The organism is Chitinophaga sp. (assembly GCF_017745275.1).
Classification (GTDB): domain Bacteria; phylum Bacteroidota; class Bacteroidia; order Chitinophagales; family Chitinophagaceae; genus Chitinophaga.
In genome coordinates, this window is record NZ_JAGHZS010000010.1 from 158243 (window position 1) to 175991 (window position 17749).

Annotated in this window: 10 protein-coding genes and 1 tRNA gene; 5 read left to right on the plus strand and 6 right to left on the minus strand. The window is 40.4% G+C overall.

The annotated features are described in order from the left end of the window. Positions 1-202: 202 nt before the first annotated feature. Entirely contained in the window at positions 203-1015 is an 813-nt protein-coding gene (locus J7623_RS27390; protein ID WP_291927082.1) for an SDR family oxidoreductase, read from the minus strand. A 189-nt stretch (positions 1016-1204) separates the two neighbouring features. Here J7623_RS27390 and J7623_RS27395 point away from each other — a divergent pair. After that, positions 1205-1277, plus strand: a tRNA-Lys gene (locus tag J7623_RS27395). A 167-nt stretch (positions 1278-1444) separates the two neighbouring features. Here the strand turns inward: J7623_RS27395 and J7623_RS27400 are convergent. The 3 genes from J7623_RS27400 to J7623_RS27410 are packed head-to-tail and all read right to left on the minus strand — an operon-like array spanning position 1445 to position 4667. Beyond that, positions 1445-1966 carry a hypothetical protein gene (locus J7623_RS27400; protein WP_291927084.1) on the minus strand — a complete coding sequence of 174 codons (522 nt, stop codon included), beginning with the start codon at positions 1964-1966 and terminating at the stop codon, positions 1445-1447. Positions 1967-2022: 56 nt separating this feature from the next. Beyond that, on the minus strand, positions 2023-3591 hold the full coding sequence (locus J7623_RS27405; protein ID WP_291927087.1) for a hypothetical protein: 1569 nt from the start codon (positions 3589-3591) through the stop codon (positions 2023-2025). Continuing rightward, positions 3591-4667, minus strand: a complete 1077-nt coding sequence (locus J7623_RS27410; RefSeq protein ID WP_291927089.1) for a protein kinase — start codon at positions 4665-4667, stop codon at positions 3591-3593. Before J7623_RS27410 ends, J7623_RS27405 begins: the two co-directional genes overlap by 1 nt. Positions 4668-5452: 785 nt before the next feature. Here J7623_RS27410 and J7623_RS27415 point away from each other — a divergent pair. Further along, positions 5453-6571, plus strand: a complete 1119-nt coding sequence (locus J7623_RS27415; protein ID WP_291927092.1) for a hypothetical protein — start codon at positions 5453-5455, stop codon at positions 6569-6571. 461 nt (positions 6572-7032) lie between these two features. After that, on the plus strand, positions 7033-7911 hold the full coding sequence (locus tag J7623_RS27420; protein WP_291927095.1) for a restriction endonuclease: 879 nt from the start codon (positions 7033-7035) through the stop codon (positions 7909-7911). A gap of 1 nt (position 7912) precedes the next feature. Here J7623_RS27420 and J7623_RS27425 read toward each other — a convergent pair whose 3' ends face one another. Next, positions 7913-8587, minus strand: coding sequence for a hypothetical protein (locus tag J7623_RS27425; RefSeq protein WP_291927098.1), 675 nt, complete (start codon positions 8585-8587; stop codon positions 7913-7915). A gap of 951 nt (positions 8588-9538) precedes the next feature. Next, positions 9539-13873 (minus strand): hypothetical protein, encoded by a 4335-nt coding sequence (locus tag J7623_RS27430; protein ID WP_291927101.1) that lies wholly within the window; start codon positions 13871-13873, stop codon positions 9539-9541. 922 nt (positions 13874-14795) lie between these two features. Here J7623_RS27430 and J7623_RS27435 point away from each other — a divergent pair. Then, entirely contained in the window at positions 14796-15383 is a 588-nt protein-coding gene (locus tag J7623_RS27435) for a hypothetical protein (protein ID WP_291927104.1), read from the plus strand. 383 nt (positions 15384-15766) lie between these two features. After that, a complete protein-coding gene (locus tag J7623_RS27440) occupies positions 15767-17653 on the plus strand; it encodes a glycoside hydrolase family 36 protein (protein ID WP_291927107.1) in 1887 nt (628 codons plus the stop codon). Positions 17654-17749 lie beyond the last annotated feature (96 nt).

The window sequence follows — 17749 nt, forward strand, 5'->3', positions numbered from 1 at the left end:
CAGAATATCTAAATCCAATTCCCTAAGTTCTCCCAATTGCTTTCTCACCTTCAACATGGCAAATTAAGTGTGCGCTTTCCTTTCAAAAAAGATGCCATGGGGGGTTATGCGAGCTAAACTTACTGCAAATAAAGACAAAAAACCCGAGGCGATCGTATTTTAAGCGGAATTTTTTCACACTAACGTTAACGGCTAACGTGAATTACTGCAGGGGAGACCCTGGCTCTTTTTTAAAGTGATTAAATACCAAACCATCCAATACTCCCGGCAATAATCTGCTCAACAACACGGTCAGCTTGCCCTGTCCTGTTAATACCAGCGTGCGTTTGCGCTTCACAATCGCTTTCGCAATCTCCGTTGCTACCGCCTCCGCCGACATCAGCTTGCCTTCATCCAGCGGCGTTTCACTCTGCGCTTCTCCCTTTGGATCCAACGCCGTATTACGGATATTAGAAGACGTAAACCCGGGACATACCCACATCACGTTAACGCCTGTATGTAAATTTTCTGTACGCAACGCCTCCAGGAAGCCCTGCATCGCAAACTTAGAAGCCGAATAACCCGTACGCGCCGGAAGACCTCTATACCCTGCAATAGAAGATACACCAACAATAGTACCCTTGTTCTTTAATATAGACTCAAACGCGAACTTGGTACAATACACCGTTCCCCAGAAATTAATATCCATCAGCGATTTCAGCACCTTTACATCCAGGTCCTTAAACAACGCCCTCATAGAGATACCCGCATTATTAACCAGTATATCTATCTTCCCGAACTTAGCGATCGTACTTTCAATAAATGCTTTACAGTCGGCCTCTACGCTTACATCTGCAACAAAAGTATACAGTGCTTTGTTATTAATTTCAAGCTGTAACGCATCGAGGGCACTTTGCTTCCTGCCACATACGGCTACGTTGGCACCATGGGCCAGTAATTCTACCGCAAGGGCTTTACCGATTCCGGAGGATCCGCCAGTGATGACGATGGTTTTGTTTTGAAAGTATGTTTTCATGGGTATATTTTAAGCGGTACAAAAATAGGCGAGAAGATAATAGGAATAGCATTTTATTATATTTCATTTACAGGAATGTTCATTCGCTTTTGCTTCTCTTGCTTTCTGGTGGCTGGTTTGAATGTTTTTTGAAGAAAAATTTGGCAGGAAAAAAAATATTATTACTTTTGCAATCGCTTAACAGCAAAGGATTCCGTAGCTCAGTTGGTAGAGCAATACACTTTTAATGTATGGGTCCTGGGTTCGAGTCCCAGCGGGATCACTGGAAAGTTTCAAAGCTCGCGCTAGTCGCGGGCTTTGTTGTTTTGGTCTATTTGATAGTCTATCAAAGTGCGAAATTCGATTCGTGGTTACTAAGTTTTATTCGGGTTGACTTATCAATACGAAGATAGAAATAAAATTACTTTAAAGCGGTTTCTTTTGTTTGTATTAGCAAGTTACATTACCTTGATTCTCCTTTTCTTTCTTTGATAATCCAGCGGGTTCTTCATAGATTCCTTTTATGCCTAAAAATGACCCTTTAGGATGATACTTTCCATCCACACCTAAAAAGCTTCCAGCAAGGTGGTATTTTCCATCAGTGCCTAAAAAAGAGCCATTATAATGATACTTTCCATCGCTGCCCAAAAAACATCCTTTAGGATGATATTTCCCATCACTACCAAGAAATGCACCTTTTGGGTGGTATTTGCCGTCGCTTCCTAGAAAGCTGTCATGAGGATGGTATTTCCCATCACTTCCAAGTGAACTTTCCTTACCATGATATTGCCTGTCAGTTCCTAATTGAGTTTTACTGGGATGGTATTTTCCATCTATCCCCAATTTATAGCCATTAGGATGATAATTGCCATCGATACCTAAAAATGAACCTTTAGGATGGTATTTGCCATCGATGCCAAGAAAACTTCCATCTTCGTGATATTCCCCATCTATGCCTAAGAATTTCCCCATATTTTATTGTTTATATTTCAACAATGCTACTTATACTTAAGTGCAAATTAAGTATCCTATTTTTCGATTTTTTTTATTAAATCCTTAATTTCATTTTTGAAGAAAACTAAGTCCTTTCGCCCGGACTCCGATATATTATCAGACATCTGGACAAATGTGTCTTTCTCCGAATCATTTATTAAAATCAACTCTTTTGTATAGTTCACAATTGCTAAATCTCTTAAATAGTCATCCTTAATTATTCTTGCTTTTTCAATTGCTTGCTCATAAAGACTTTTGCCCATTGGGATATTATTACTTCTAAAGTGAACTAGTCCCAATGTGGCTAGTTGCATGATTTTTTCGCTATCGGGATATTGATTTAACTTTACCTTGTTAAACATCTCACTATAGTAAGTTGCTTTTTCAATATTGTTTTGTGATGCTAGTGCGTAAACTAGATTGTTAAGAATGGATGGGTCTAAGGGATTTGCATTTAAGCCTGATTCACATAGCAATACAGCGGTGTCATAATCTTTTAAGAATACACTGGCTACAAATGATCCAAATAGAACCGGCCTTTTAGAATAAGGGATATCGAGAAACCATTTAATACTATTTCCAAGAGATTCTTTCCAATTTTCACCTTGGAAATTTTCAAGAGTGAAGGCTTCGAATGTATTACTTACTCTCCCTCTAAAATCGTGTAGATTGAATTGTATTTTTTTTTCAATGCGAGCCAACCATTCTAGTTGAGCGAGGCTATTGTCGTTGGGTGATTTTAGAGAAAGTTCAAGAAGCTCTCTAGATTTTTTTAATCTCCCTTCACTTAATTCTAAGGTGCCAATTGAACTTGCAAGTTCGGTTAGATCATACTCAGAAAATTTTTTTGAATTAATAATGGAAATACCATTTTTGATTAATGGGGAGAAACGTTTCATTAACGAGGAAGTTGCAATGTGGGCGGAAATTAGCCACGGATCAAATCTTGTAGCGTCACTTTTTCTTAGATAATAAAGTGCTTTATCTAAATTGTCAAAATGTATAAACATCCTAGTAGCAGAACGAAGTACAAATCGGTTATTGGGAGATAAACCTAAAGCTACAGTCATCGCTTTTTCAGCCTTTGATTCATTTCCAAGAAAGGAATATAGCCTCGCTAACTCAACCCATAAAATAGAGTTATATGGTTGCGTGGTTATTTTGTTCTTTGTTTTGTTTATTATTTTGTAAATAGTATTGTTTTCCAAATGTATCTTGAAATCGTCAAAATCTTCTACTTCCAGATCTATCAGTTTGCTTTGATTTATGTTGTCATTTTTTGGTGTCTGTCTTGTACCTTCTGAAATGCTAGTTGCTAATTCAAATAAAGACCTAGAGCTTTGATCTTTATTTCCAATTATATAGCTAATTGCTTCATTCAACTCCGGAAATTCTGTTTTCCCAGATATGAAAGCCGAATTAACCAAATCAGCAGCGGTGCCAATATTTCTATTCTGTTGCCAATCGTTAATTGGTCTTAACACGGAGATGTCTGGCCGTTGAGTGCTTACTGAATTTGATAATTCTCCTAACCGCATTGTCCGTTTAAAATCCCTCCAGTTTGGGATTACCCTCCGCTGTTTTATATCAAATTTCAATGCCATTAATTAAATTTAAAAAATTCAGCCTTTTTTGCTAAAATATCCAACTTCGAAATCACTCGTTGGAGGTCGTATTGATTAAATCCTTCCGCAATTGATTTTGGGTGACCTCTTTTTTGAGGGTAGGGAAAGCAGCAGATATTAATTAAACTTAATAACTCATCTGCAAGCTCCGTATTTGGAATTGATGTTTTAAACTCCTTTAGGGCGGCATAAAAAGCGTCTACTAAGTATTCACCTACCTCTTCGAAGGTCCCTCCCCATGAACCCCATCTGAAATTCGGGTCCAAGTTTTTACCTATGAGACTGGTCATATTAGTTCCAGTGAAATAGAAAATAATCAGACTACCCATCAAATACATATCAGTTGATCGTAAGCGTTTTAATCTATCATTTTCAAAGTGACCGTATAAATATTCTGGTGGTGCATAGGTAAAGTCGCCAACAAAATTATCTCCATTTTCATGTGGTGCTTCAAGATCTCCGCATAATGATCTTCCTAAGTCACCGATTTTTGATAGGATTCCTTTTTCATAAATGAGCACGTTAGATGGTTTTAGATCTTGATGCGAAATTTCAATATAATGCAGTTGTTTAAGCCCTACAGCCACGTGATGTAAAGATCTAAGTTTCCAAGCTGTATCAAGGTTATTATTGAAATTAATTTTAGCTCTAATGTCACCATCCGCCATCTCAAAGATTAGATAGGGAACATTGCCGATAGTAAAATCAGAAACAAATTCTTCTCCTTCATCAAGGATTGTTGAAACTTTTGTTAGTTTTTTGTTTTTGCATCTGAGTAATAACTCTTTTTCATATTTGTAAGCTTCAGTCAACTCATGCATAATATCTACAATGCTTACTCCTCTATTGTTCGCTTTATGCATATTAAAAAATGCCACGAAGTTTATTGCCTTGAGAAAAGCTTTTTGATTTCCGTCTGAAACAATATAACAGACGCTAAAAAAGCCACCGGTTCCGCCTTGCTTGGGTTCTACTTTGCTTAGTACCTTCCATTTTCCTTTCAGGGTTCTGCCAACAAGGGCATGAGCTGCTACTTCGTCTATTTGAATGGACATAAAATATATAGGGGATTATATTCCTTATGTATTAATATCTAAAAATTATATAACTAAATATAACAATATTTTTAACTCACGAATAATTTTCTCATAAAAAGAGAATAAATATACTACAATTCACAAAGAACAAAAAGTAACTATTCCTTGGTGGAATATTGAAGGCACACGGAGAAAGCTAATCGACCATTATTGGTATAGGCATGTGCTTTATCACTTCCTATTACTGTTCGGCATAGCACTACTAATTATTTTGCCGTTTAGCCCCTATTTTAACTTACTTTACTTATCTGTAATATGTGTGATGGGGACCATAAGTTTTGGGGTAGTCTACTTCTGCGTGTATTTACCTTTTTTTCCTCAGCCTTTTTACCACAGTTAGAAACGTTGATTGCAGACCATAAAAAGGCGCAGGTTGAAATATCACAAACAAAGAGCGCTAAAACCCAATCAAAAATTCCAGCGCTAACCGTCACTCTTTATGCTTTATTCAAAACAGCGGGTGCCAAGGGGATTACTGGAGAAACTTGAAACCTGCTCGCTGCGCTGGTTTTTGGTCTATTTGTGAGTCTATCAAAGTGCGAAATTGCTTTCGTGGTTACTTAGTTTTATTCGGGTTGACTTGTCTTTACTAATTTACAACATTTAGACTTTGAGCTCATTAAAAGTTTCTTATTACAGTCGGATAGCAACAATATAAAATATCAATTGAGCAATTAATCCATATTTCATACAGATACAATTGTTATATTTGGATATGTGTATTCTATTGAAAATTTATTAACATGTCTGAAGCATTAAATCCTAATACCTCGCCGGCAAACCCCAACGTCTCTCAAAACTTGGTGCCAAACAATTCAACTAGTCAGGAAAAACTCCATTATGATTCTTTAATTAGTTTGTTCAAATATTGTGTTGGAGTATTCACAGTTATAGGAGTTGTCATTGGGTGGTTGGCTTATAACAATGGACAGGAGATGAGACAAGCGATGAAAGAGGAGCGCAAGGAAATGGAGGAAAGGATTAAAGAAATGAAGGGTGACTTGAGATTACAGGAGATGGACCTTTTGAAAAAAGAGGAGGAAATGAAAAAAGAAGTGTTGAAGTTAGTTGAAACAACGGGAAGTGAAGTGAAAAATACAAGGGAATTAGCTGTCGCACAAATAGGTAGTATACAGGGAGTAGCGACAACTCAAGCAAGAAATAGAATTGATGAAATCTTTAGGAATAATAATTTCGAAAGTTTTGTCGAGAATGTTGCAAGAGAAAGAATAGAGCCGCGAATAAATGAAATTGTAGATTCAAAATTTGATTCACTAGATGATGTTAAAATGAGGAAAGTCGACGAACTCATTTCAGAATTGGCAAATAGTAATTTGGCAATCCAAAGGAGATCCCTTTCTGCATTGCAGTTGAATTTTAATACGCGATTTACTGAAACTCAAATTAAAAATATTATTTCTGCGCTTGACGAGAAAAAAATTAGTAGTAGTTTGGAGAGGACGGTGTGTGCTATGTTATTGGGACAAAATTCGCCATTTATTAATGATTTTTTTAAAAGAAGATTGTTGGCTGGTTATGCAGACGAAGCTTCGATCGAATCAGGACTGACCTATACAATGTTAAATAAAGAGCCTATGAGCTTTTACCTATCCGTTCTAAAGGCATTCAATGAAACATTCATTTATAATAATTTTATAGTTTATTCCCAACTTGTTGATAAAAAAATGACAGTTGAATTTCTTAATAATAAGCCATTAGTTGATTTAGTATTAAGGATTGCAGAAAGGGAAAAGAATTATCAAACAGTAGAGGTGTTTAAGAAAAATATTGAAGACCTTACAAAGCAGGGAGCCATCAAAGGGTATGAAAAACTCTATTTCTTTTCCTTAAAAGAGTTTTAGCGACGCAAATATACGTAGGCTTTTCGGTACGCGATTCTTAACCGTATTAAATTTGATAGCAGAAATTACGGAAAAGAGATATACGTGTTTCCTGAAAATGGCGTAAATTAGGGAAAAGGATTTGTGTTATGAAAAAGACTCTGCGGCGTTTGGTATCCTTTGCCACATTCGATGCCCCTGTTAGGTTGGGGTATAACCAACTGCAATTGCGTGCAATTCACAGTAAACAAATAGCGGTTGTCCATAATTGGAATATTGACGGAACTCGAAGAAAACTAATAGCCTACTATTGGTACAAGCATGTGCTTTATCATTTCCTGTCATTGTTTGTTATTACGTTACTTATTATTTTGCCCTTCCATCCCTACTTTAATTTACTTTACTTATCTGTACTAAGTATTCTTTTATTTATACCGACATATTAGACTGCATTAATTTTCTAATCTTAAATTTTATAGAATATGTTTACTTATTCTGACTATTTAAACGGAGAGGATATTAATGATAATCCATTTATTTATAGATGTAACTATTGCAATAGTCCTCTTGTTATTACTGAGATTGATGACAGCTGGAGTATATCTAATGATGAGATTTTAAGAGTTCATCAGGACACAATTGATGGATATAGAGAAGTACATGACCTTGAAGATTGTTACTTAAATCTTGATCTAGAAAGTCAATCAATTAGCGTTAAGGTATTTTACTGTTGGGTTTGTGGTTGGTGGAGATTAATTAAGCGGATTGACGTGTCTGCAGAGGCATGGCAAATCTGGAGTTTACATTTTGGATGTGCCGGAAGCCTTAGAAATTTAGATGTTTTTAACATAGAGACTCCGCTTGATGAAGTTAGAGATTTCATTTGCAGGAATTATGACAAACGGATAAACATTCATCCTCGACTATTTGAGGAGTTAGTTGCGAGCGTCTTTAAATCTCTGGGTTATGGAGTAGTGGTAACAGGGTATTCGAATGATGGTGGAATTGATATTGTCATGATTGATTCTAAAAATAGAAAAATAGGAGTTCAAGTTAAGAGGCATAAAAATGCGATTAAGGTTGAACAAATAAGAGCGTTTGTTGGTGCGTTGCTTCTTGGGGACCTGCCTCGGGGTATTTTTGTGACCACTTCTTTTTTTCAATCAGGGGCTATGAAAGTAGGGGATCAAGGTATAAAAATTCCATCAATTGAATTAATTGATGCAAAAAGATTTTATGATGCGTTAAAAATCGCTCAAATATATGATAGGGGACGACAGCTAATGCCTTTTGAAATGAATTGCAAAACTATCCCTAGTATTAGCTATTATGGATGGGATACTCCTATGAATAGCCTGTAGACTATTTTTGCTTGTTATGTATGAAATTGACAACCTCTTTGACGTGAGCATCGGTTGTATATATGATTGGTATATTTATATTCACTCGTTGTATATATAAGTAAAGTACTTCGGAGTCAACAATGATACCATTGATTCCGAGTTTTGATAGATTTGACAGTATATTAAAAAAGATCACGTACTGCTCCTGGAACTCTTTTAGTTCAAAGTCATTATTTATTCTAAGATTTTTTTTGAGCTCTAATCTATCTGTTTCCGACAAAATTGCAAAAGGTATTGAATTTTTAGTTAATAAGTCAAGTAGGATTTTAATATTCTTTGTTATTGACAAGCAGAGGACTAACCATTTAAGATTTCCATAAATTGCCAATGCTTTCAGTAAACTTTCAAATTTTTTTATAGTAGCTGGACCAGGAAAAGGTATATGTTCCCATAGAAACTCAAGATAAAAGTCACATAAGACTATTGCATTTGGATTGTTTGTTACCACGTGAAAGAACCCGTCAACTAGATGACGCGTGTTTTCATCATCATCTTCTTGCAGAAGGACGGAGTAGGGAGTTATCTGACAAGGGATATAGCATTCTAATTCTTTATCATTTAACTGCTGTATTTTCGTATAATATGTGATAACCCCTTTGTCAAAGGTATATCCAATCAGACTGATGGATTGCATGGCAATTGTACTTTTGTTTATATTAACACTTAAACCTAATTCTGTGTTTTGAAATCATTCCATTTTCTATAAATGAAATAATTGTTTGAAGCAGAGATGAAAAAATAGAGAGCATGATGTCCAATAATACCCAGTTAGGCTTTTTGTCCTCAATCAAGATTCTGGCCTGTTCAACAATGTGGCAATGCCAGCCACTTCGTAACCTCTTTTGAGAAGCGTCCTCTTCAGGTCGTTGCCCACAATAAATTCATCTTCTACAATCAAAATTTTTTCCTTTCTCTGCATTTTACAGCAACACCTTCCGTGCTACCGGTGAGGTGAAACCTGCCATCCATTTGTTCGGACAGTCCTTTCATAAAGTAATACCCAGGGAGGTTGATTCCTCCGGAATATCGTTATGGAATCCTACTCCGTTGTCTTCGACAGACAGAACACAATATCAGCGTTTATCCTGCTTGAAAGTTATATTGGTAGTGCCTTTTCTATTGTATCAGCTTATTGAATTCACAATTGCTATACCTGGAAGATGAAGATGCCATTGGCCCCAGTCCCCTTTGGTAATTCAGCTGTTTGCTACGGCTTTCTATGCGGTCTGCTATAGTGAAAGCCAGTTACATGCCTTCTTGAGCGATTCCGGCCTGTCCAAATAAATTACGCTGAAAATAAAAGAATTACTGAACAGCTTCTGCAATTGTAAATTGACAGGCGAGTAGCAGTATCTTTGTAATGTTTTGTAGAATCTGTGTTTGGTAGTAGTGAGCGGCTTTTGCTAACCGTAATGCTAACCTTTAATACGTTTAACTGATACACCAAAACCCAAACGTACTAGACTATGAAAGTAAGTCAGGATTATCATCTCCGGTACAACTGAATTGATTCCTCCAAAAGAAATGAGCTGCCTCAAATTACTTTGAGACAGCTCCTTTTTCTATCATTCTAAAAACAAGCAAACTATTGTATCGGCATTATTTTTCCGGTGGCGGTAAATTGCCCTATCGTTAATCTATAGATGAGTAATACCCTGGAATTACCTGCTACGTGATACTGTACCTGCTGTACACTGCCTTTGCTCACTTCTCCATTGAATACAACCTGTATCAGGCGTCCTTCGAGGTCATAGAGGGCCAGCAATGCTTTGCCGTTTTCTGGTGCCACATAACGGAACGTAATCAAATCTGAGTATGGATTCGGGAATGCAGTCACTATTAACTTTTGCGGAGCCGGTTCCTTACTGATGAATGTCTGTTCAGGAGCGATGGTGGACACATTGGTAATTTTGCTGATTGTTGTTAAGGATTTACCCCATTTTATCAATACAGCACATTTATCAAATCCATTATTGATCGCATCTATTGCCGCATTTACATCTGAGATACTTACTCCATTGACTGTTTGTCCTCCCAGGTATTTGTTGGCGAGTGCAAATAGACCCTGAATGGTAGCCTGGCCACTGGTAGAGAGGTAGTTTACCACGCTGGAAGGCAACAGGAATGTATCTACTCTGGATACAGGAGTATGGCTGCCGCAGGTAGTGAGTTTGGCGGTAAGCAGGGTATCTCCTTCAATAGTCAGTCCTGACAATGTAGGTGTAACGCCCATATTGAAGAACAGGGCCATTGTTTGTGCCAGCAGCACATTGTTAATTTTACCCGATGTGGTCTTTGCTGTTGATATCGGAACATTGGACCAGGTGGAAGTTTTGCTGTAAGTGGCATATCCTTTCAATGCAGCCGGAGTACCTCCGCCAGGGAGCATATTGAAAATATTGTTATTGGTAATATCACTCAGGAAGAGGGTGAAGTATCTGGCTGTTGATTTCAATCCGAAGATAACAGAGTCACCTGGCTGTGCATCTACTACACTTGCCATCATTTGTTGGGCTGTAAAGGAGCCTCCTCCAGGAGTACATCCTACGCCACCTTTGTTGCCATAGAATCCCTGGGTATAAGTACAATAGCTTGCGCAACAGCTGACGGTAATGGCCTGTTCTACGGAAGTGGAATTACCGCAGGTGTCGGTGGCTGTCCAGCGCCTGATGTATTTGAACGGACAGGTTGTTCCTTCTTTCCTGTCGGTGAACGTTACGCTGAATGTGTTGCCGCAGTTATCTGTAAATGTTGGTGTGTCAAAAGTGATGGCAGTGCTGCAGTTTATCACTTTATCATTCCCTTGGGATACCACTGTCGGAGCAATGTTGTCATTGACCACAATGGTTTGTTTAAGAGTATCTGATTTGTTACCACAGGCATCTACCGCCCACCATTTACGTACCAGTCTAAATTTGTTTACACAAGTACTATCTGTTTTTTCAGCAGAGAAGTATACTGTTGCGCTACCGCAATTATCAGTGGCTGTTATTGACTGCGGAGCAGGCACATCTTTCGCACAACTTAACTGAAGGTCAGTTACTTTGCCATTGAGTACCGGTGCTATGCTGTCTTTAATGTGGACGGTCTGTTTAACAGAATCGCTGTTACCGCAGGCATCTGTAAATATCCAGGTACGTACAATGGTAGAGTCGCAGGCGGTACCACCGCCGGTTTGACTATATACCGGTGTGATGGTGGTGACGCATTTGTCTGTAGCTGTTGGTGATGGTAATGATGGGATGTCTTTCAGGCACTGTACACTTACATCTTTGCTGAAGTCTGCACTGATAACTGGTTTAACGTTATCATTTACGGTAATAGTTTGCGTAATAGTGTCTGAAGTATTACCACAGGCATCTACTGCCCACCATTTACGTACCAGTTTGTACTTGTTCACACAGGTGCTGTCAGTTGTGTGCTGGTTCATCAACACTTTCACGTCGGCCTGGCAATTATCGGTAGCCGTAATTACCGGTGCAGCCGGAAGGTCTTTTGAACAACTGATGGAGGCATCAGGAGCAGAACCAGAGAGCACTGGTGCTATGTTGTCTTTGATATGGATGGTCTGTTTAACAGAATCGCTGTTACCGCAAACATCTGCAAATACCCAGGTGCGCACAATGGTAGAGTCGCAGGCGGTACCACTACCGGTTTGACTATATACCGGTGCGATGGTGGCGTCGCAGTTATCTGTAGCTGTTGGTGATGGTAATGAAGGGATGTCTTTCAGGCACTGTACACTTACATCTTTGCTGAAGTCAGCACTGATGACCGGTTTAACGTTATCATTTACGGTGATGGTTTGCGTAATAGTATCTGATTTGTTACCACAGGCATCTACCGCCCACCATTTACGTACCAGTTTGTACTTGTTCACACAGGTGCTGTCAGTTGTTTGCTGGCTCATCTGGACTTTCACATCAGCCTGGCAATTATCGGTAGCCGTAATTACCGGTGCAGCCGGAAGATCTTTTGAACAACTGATGGAGGCATCAGGAGCTGAACCAGAGAGTACTGGTGCGATGTTGTCTTTGATGTGGATGGTCTGTTTAGCAGAATCGCTGTTACCGCAAACATCTGCAAATATCCAGGTGCGTACAATGGTAGAGTCGCAGGCGGTACCACTGCCGGTTTGACTATATACCGGTGTGATGGTGGCGTCGCAGTTGTCTGTAGCCGTTGGTGCAGGTACAGCGGGGATATCCTTTAAGCACTGTACACTTACATCTTTGCTGAAGTCGGCGCTAATGACCGGTTTAACATCATCATTTACGGTAATGATTTGCGTAATAGTGTCTGAAGTATTGCCACAGGCATCTACCGCCCACCATTTACGTACCAGTTTGTACTTGTTCACGCAGGTGCTGTCTGTTTTTTGCTGGCTCATCTGCACTTTCATATTCGGCTGGCAATTATCGGTAGCCGTAATCACTGGTGCCGGTGGCAGGTCTTTTGAACAACTGATGGAAGTGTTAGGCGCGGAGCCGGATAGCACCGGTGCAATCGTGTCTTTTACATATAATACACGTTGACAGGTATCTTTTACCTTGCCATCAGGTGTTGTGGTGATCAGTAGCAGTCTATAGGAGCCACAGGTATTTCCTGCCAATACAGTTACCGTGTCTTTATTGAGGGCGCCTGTAATGCTGCCATCGCCGGAAATACTCCAGCTATAGGAGCCCACCTGCGATGGGAGTGGACCTTTGTAAACATTGATTGAACCGGGGCAAACGGGATCAGGCCCGTCGATTACGCACGGTGATACAGGATGTTGCGTAACTGTTATCACAACGGTATCCTTTCCTGAGCAACCGTTGTTGTCGGTAGCCGTTACTATAAACTGGAATGTTCCGGTACCTGTTGGTATGAATAGCGGATTATAAACAGCAGGATCTGAGAGCCCGGTAACAGGACTCCAGCTGAAGGTATAAGGTGCGGTGCCTCCGCTGGCAGATGCGCTGAGATAGGCCGTATCAAGATTGGTGATACTCTGGTCAGCTCCGGCATTGGCTACCACTTTTGTGATGGTGACTGTCTGGCCAGGGTTGGTATGGGAGCTGAGGTAGCAGGTATCAGAGAGCCCATCGCGGGTAACAATCAATTGAAGATTGAATGAACCAGCTGTGAATGCCGCGCCAATTGGGACTACCTGTATATTAGCCACTGTATTATTGACAATCTTTGCATTGGCGGTATTGCTGCCGATGATACTCCACAGGTAGGTAAGACCAGCGGGATCGTCTACCGTTGAGGTGAAGCTCAATGAAGGTGTTTCTACACAACCTGTAGCAGGACCACTGACGGTGCATTTAGGAGGAATAAAAACAGCATCAGTTTTCAGGGATCTATCCTGATTGCCGATGCTGACTACATTACCATCGATGATCCAGTTCTTTAATCGCATATGGTAAGGAGAACCGTTGATTGCAGAAGCGGAGTTGGTTTCCCCGGTAACGGGATCTTTTCCCCAATCAACTACGCTGGCTATATGCCCACCCCATGCGAGTACTACTGTTTCTTTTAATGCGGTAAAGGTGATGTTGATGACGGTTTCAGATTGGGATGCCGTCAGGCTGCCTTCTGACGCGTACACCACACTGGTTATATTTGCGTTGTAACCTGTCATGACCCTCTCTGCAGCCGGCAATGCATTGAAGCTGTTGGTAGGCTGGCCGGTCACTGGTGTTCCGGCACTGGATGGCGCCGGAATAGGTTCAACATCCGTTGAAGTAAAATAGCCTGGCGGAAAACCTGTAATGTTCAATAGTGGGTTCACCGTTTCCGCTGCATGGAGGAATACTCCATGCGGCTCCAGTCGCTGAAACTGGGTAATGTAATCCAATGCATGTTTGCCACTGTTCATTACATCTAACCCGATGACCAGGGTATACGCTTTATTAACAGTAAGATTGGTCAATATGGCCCGGTATGGAACAGAATATCCCTCTAGAAAGTGAGCCTGGTTGCTGTTTAGATTACCATTGACCCAATCAACCGGAGAGGTTGGTGCTGAGGATTTACCATTAGCGCCCTGATCTAAGTTAGCTGATTGTGCCTTGATGCGAGTACTTATTCCGATTAAAAAAAAGAAGGACAGGAGAAGTGCGAGTGATCTGCAATAGAAGGATCGTGCACGCTGGAACATTGAGGGTAAACCTACTGCTTTCATAAATACAGATTTTGGTATTCGACAAAAGAAGTTGATCGCGTGTAATGACTTACACGTGGTTGACGAGGCGAATGAGTGGCGCAAATAGCTTTACTTAAGCAGTACGCTAGTACTAAGCACATGTCATCTGCCTAATAAAATAATCAGAGATGGGAATTCAAGAATATAGTTAAAAGAGGAAGATCAGGGATATTGTTAAAATATGACTTGGAGACTTGCTTAAATTCTCGAAACAATACACTACTGATAAGAACTGTTTAATTGATACAGTTCTGTAGACTGGTACAAAGATCATTATTTTTTTTAAAATAAAAAAAATAAACATGCTCCCTAAATCGACAAAAGTGGGTAGTTACATATCCACCTTTTTTCTTCCTCACTTTTACTTCCACCTTTAGGAAAAGTGGCAGAAGCTTTTGTTCAATTAAAAAAACAGGTATCACCCCTGCGCTTAACGCGGGCTTTATTGTTTTGGGCTATCAGGCATAAGTATCAGGAATAGCCTCCACCCCGGTTTTGTAAATTCGTCCCATCAATTGTGGAATTGGTCACTTATTGGGGCGGAAATGGTGCCTGGCAATGCACAGACGGATGTGAGCGAACTTCCTGATAAAACCCGGAAATGGCTTGCCGGCTATTATGGCACTGATCCCTTCAAAATGTAGTGCTATTGAATATTCACGAGTACGTACACACGCAGCCCAATTATGGATATAACCTGCTGTCGCAGTCCCTTTGCGAAGGAGCCTCCGACTTCATTACAGCGCTGGTTACCGGTAAGCAAATACCGCTGCCTTATATGGATTACGGTAAAGCAAAGGAAACTTCTCTGAAAGAGAAATTCAAATCTGAAATGTTCGGTGATCCCTGGGATACCTGGCTGTATAACAATGGGCATGGTACTGAAGTAGCTGACCTTGGATATTTTATGGGATATCGCATCTGCCAGTCATTCTATCAACGGGTAAAAAATAAAAAACAGGCAGTGAAGGAGATCATCGGATTGAATTTCCAGGATAGTATTATGATAGAAAACTTCCTCAGTAAATCTGGCTATTATCCGGAAGGATTTAATAAAGCAGCACTGCTGGCAACATTGGAAAGCAAAATTTCCGTAGTTACTAATGTGGCGTCAGCAACGGTAAATTTAAAGCCAGGTACCCGGTATGGATTTATTATGACCAACAGATCTTTCCGGTCTGCGGAAGGATATCCGTTAAACCCTTATGAAGTTAAGTTTGAAATGGCGCCACAGTAATCCTTTTTTCAATAAATCAGATCACCCCATCTTTTCAACAACGCCACCGTATTATTCACTTTCAATTTACGCATCAGCCTACGGAGATATTTGCAACGTACATCTGCATTCTGTTATCTTAAACCCCCAATAAAAAAGCACTACTAAACATCCTCCCCGGCTAATGGCAGCACCTGGCTGGTGGTGGAATGATGAATTATTCCAGAGTACTAACTTTGTGAAGCCAATTTTGCTATATTTAGCGTGAACAGTGGCAATGTACCCGATATCATCCACCAAACAGCAACTACTATCAGTGTGGATGCTTCTCAAACAATAGAAGCCGGGATTTGCTAATTATTAACGTCCCCGTTCATTTGAGGTGGGCGGGGGAAAATTTAAATATGCGTAAGAAGAAAGTAATTTTACTATTGATATGCCTGGTCGCGATTTTTCGTTGCTGGGCATTGAATACAGGTGTACAACAGTTGCCAGGTCAGGCTTTAATAGCTAAGCTGCAACGGTGTTCTCCCCAGGTGATATTGGCAACCGGGAAGCCGGCGGCATCAGGAGTTTCGGTGGTACAAAAATGGAATAACGGGACTTGTATCATGTCTGTCAGCAATAATTCCGGAGAGTCACTCAGCATCCGTGAGATTATCCTATTCGATTTTCAACACGAGCTACCTGGTAATACAGGTATCTATGGTGAAGGATTTCAAAAACTAGCCCAGGTGGGTGGTACGCTGGAAAAGCCGCAGGATCTGGGAACTTATACGGACCGTAATCACTATAAAATTCCGGAGCCTGAAAATATGCGCACCGCGTACGGCATGCTGACCCTGCAACTACCGCATGACCGTGTGTTATTAGCTACCACCTCCTGTAACAGATTTATATCGAGGTTTTCTTTTGATGGTAAGCGTATACGGATCTCTTTGGATTGTGAAAACCTGGTACTGCAGGCGGGAGAAACCTGGAATCTCGAAGACTTTATGGCTATATCAGGGCCGGACCGGGAAAAATTATACGACGCGTTAACAGCTGCTATCACAAAACATCATCCGCGTTTAAAACATGAACCAGTACCAATGGGCTGGTGTTCCTGGTATTGTTTTGGTCCACAGGTAACAGCAAAGAATGTAGCGGATAACACGGAATGGATTGCCAGCCACCTGCCGCAACTTAAATATATTCAGATTGATGATGGCTACCAGCCATGGATGGGCGATTGGATGGACAAAGGAAAGGCGTTTGGTGGTGATGTGGAAAGCGTATTGAAGGAAATAAAGCAGAAAGGACTGGAGCCGGCCATATGGGTAGCTCCATTTGTAGCCAGTCCGGAATCACAGTTGTTTAAGAATCATCCCGACTGGTTTGTGAAGGATGAAAATGGCCTGCCGCTGCGTTCCGATAAAATCGGTTTTGGAGGATGGCGACTGGGACCCTGGTATGTGCTGGATGGTACTCATCCACAGGTACAGAACTTCCTGACGGAGCTTTTCAGACGTATGAGGGAGGAATGGGGCTGTTCCTATTTCAAGCTGGATGCTAACTACTGGGGAGCTATTCATGGAGGTGTACACTATGATAAAAAAGCTACCAGGATTGAAGCTTACCGTCGTGGAATGGAAGCGATTCTGAAAGGGGCCGGTGATGCTTTTGTACTGGGCTGTAACCATCCTATCTGGCCTTCCCTGGGCTTAATTCATGGCTCCCGCAGCTCAATGGACACCTGGAGGAAATGGGAATCTTTCAGAGATATTGGACGGGAAAACCTGCTCAGAGGATGGCAGAATGGAAGACTATGGTGGAATGATCCGGATTGTATTTTACTGACAGATGGTGGGGCAAATGATATTATGGATCAGGCGGGAAACCAGGTGAATGCACAAAAAAAAGAAACAGGACCCACTGAAAACGAATATTTATTTCATGCAACCACCGTATATGCTTCCGGTGGAATGCTTCTCAGCGGTGATGATCTGACAAAAATTACGCCGGAGAGACTTAATATTTTAAAGAAACTGATTCCCCCAACGGGAAAGGCTGCACGATTTGAAAACGAAAAATTTGAGGTAGGAACAATTGTTTTACCTGATCACCTGGCATTTGCAGTTTTTAACTGGGGAGAACAACCGGTAGAACGCCACATAAAATTGCCAAAGGGAACTTACCAGTTAGTGAATAAATGGACGGATCAGGAGCTGGGCAATTTTAAAAATGAATATATTATCCGCTCGTTGCCGCGCCATAGCGCGTTATTAATTGAAGCACGTAAGATCGATTGATAAAAAATACCCATCGTTTAAATGTAAAAGGCGTAAGATCTTTTCTGTTAAACAGGGTTGATTCACTTACATCATTAAATAGTAATCATTCAAATT

What these genes read in the sequence shown, in the direction of transcription:
- J7623_RS27405 (WP_291927087.1), bottom strand. Translation starts at nt 3,591, where the DNA reads ATGGCATTGAAATTTGATATAAAACAGCGGAGGGTAATCCCAAACTGG.
- J7623_RS27400 (WP_291927084.1), bottom strand. Translation starts at nt 1,966, where the DNA reads ATGGGGAAATTCTTAGGCATAGATGGGGAATATCACGAAGATGGAAGT.
- J7623_RS27440 (WP_291927107.1), top strand. Translation starts at nt 15,767, where the DNA reads ATGCGTAAGAAGAAAGTAATTTTACTATTGATATGCCTGGTCGCGATT.
- J7623_RS27420 (WP_291927095.1), top strand. Translation starts at nt 7,033, where the DNA reads ATGTTTACTTATTCTGACTATTTAAACGGAGAGGATATTAATGATAAT.
- J7623_RS27410 (WP_291927089.1), bottom strand. Translation starts at nt 4,667, where the DNA reads ATGTCCATTCAAATAGACGAAGTAGCAGCTCATGCCCTTGTTGGCAGA.
- J7623_RS27415 (WP_291927092.1), top strand. Translation starts at nt 5,453, where the DNA reads ATGTCTGAAGCATTAAATCCTAATACCTCGCCGGCAAACCCCAACGTC.
- J7623_RS27425 (WP_291927098.1), bottom strand. Translation starts at nt 8,587, where the DNA reads ATGCAATCCATCAGTCTGATTGGATATACCTTTGACAAAGGGGTTATC.
- J7623_RS27390 (WP_291927082.1), bottom strand. Translation starts at nt 1,015, where the DNA reads ATGAAAACATACTTTCAAAACAAAACCATCGTCATCACTGGCGGATCC.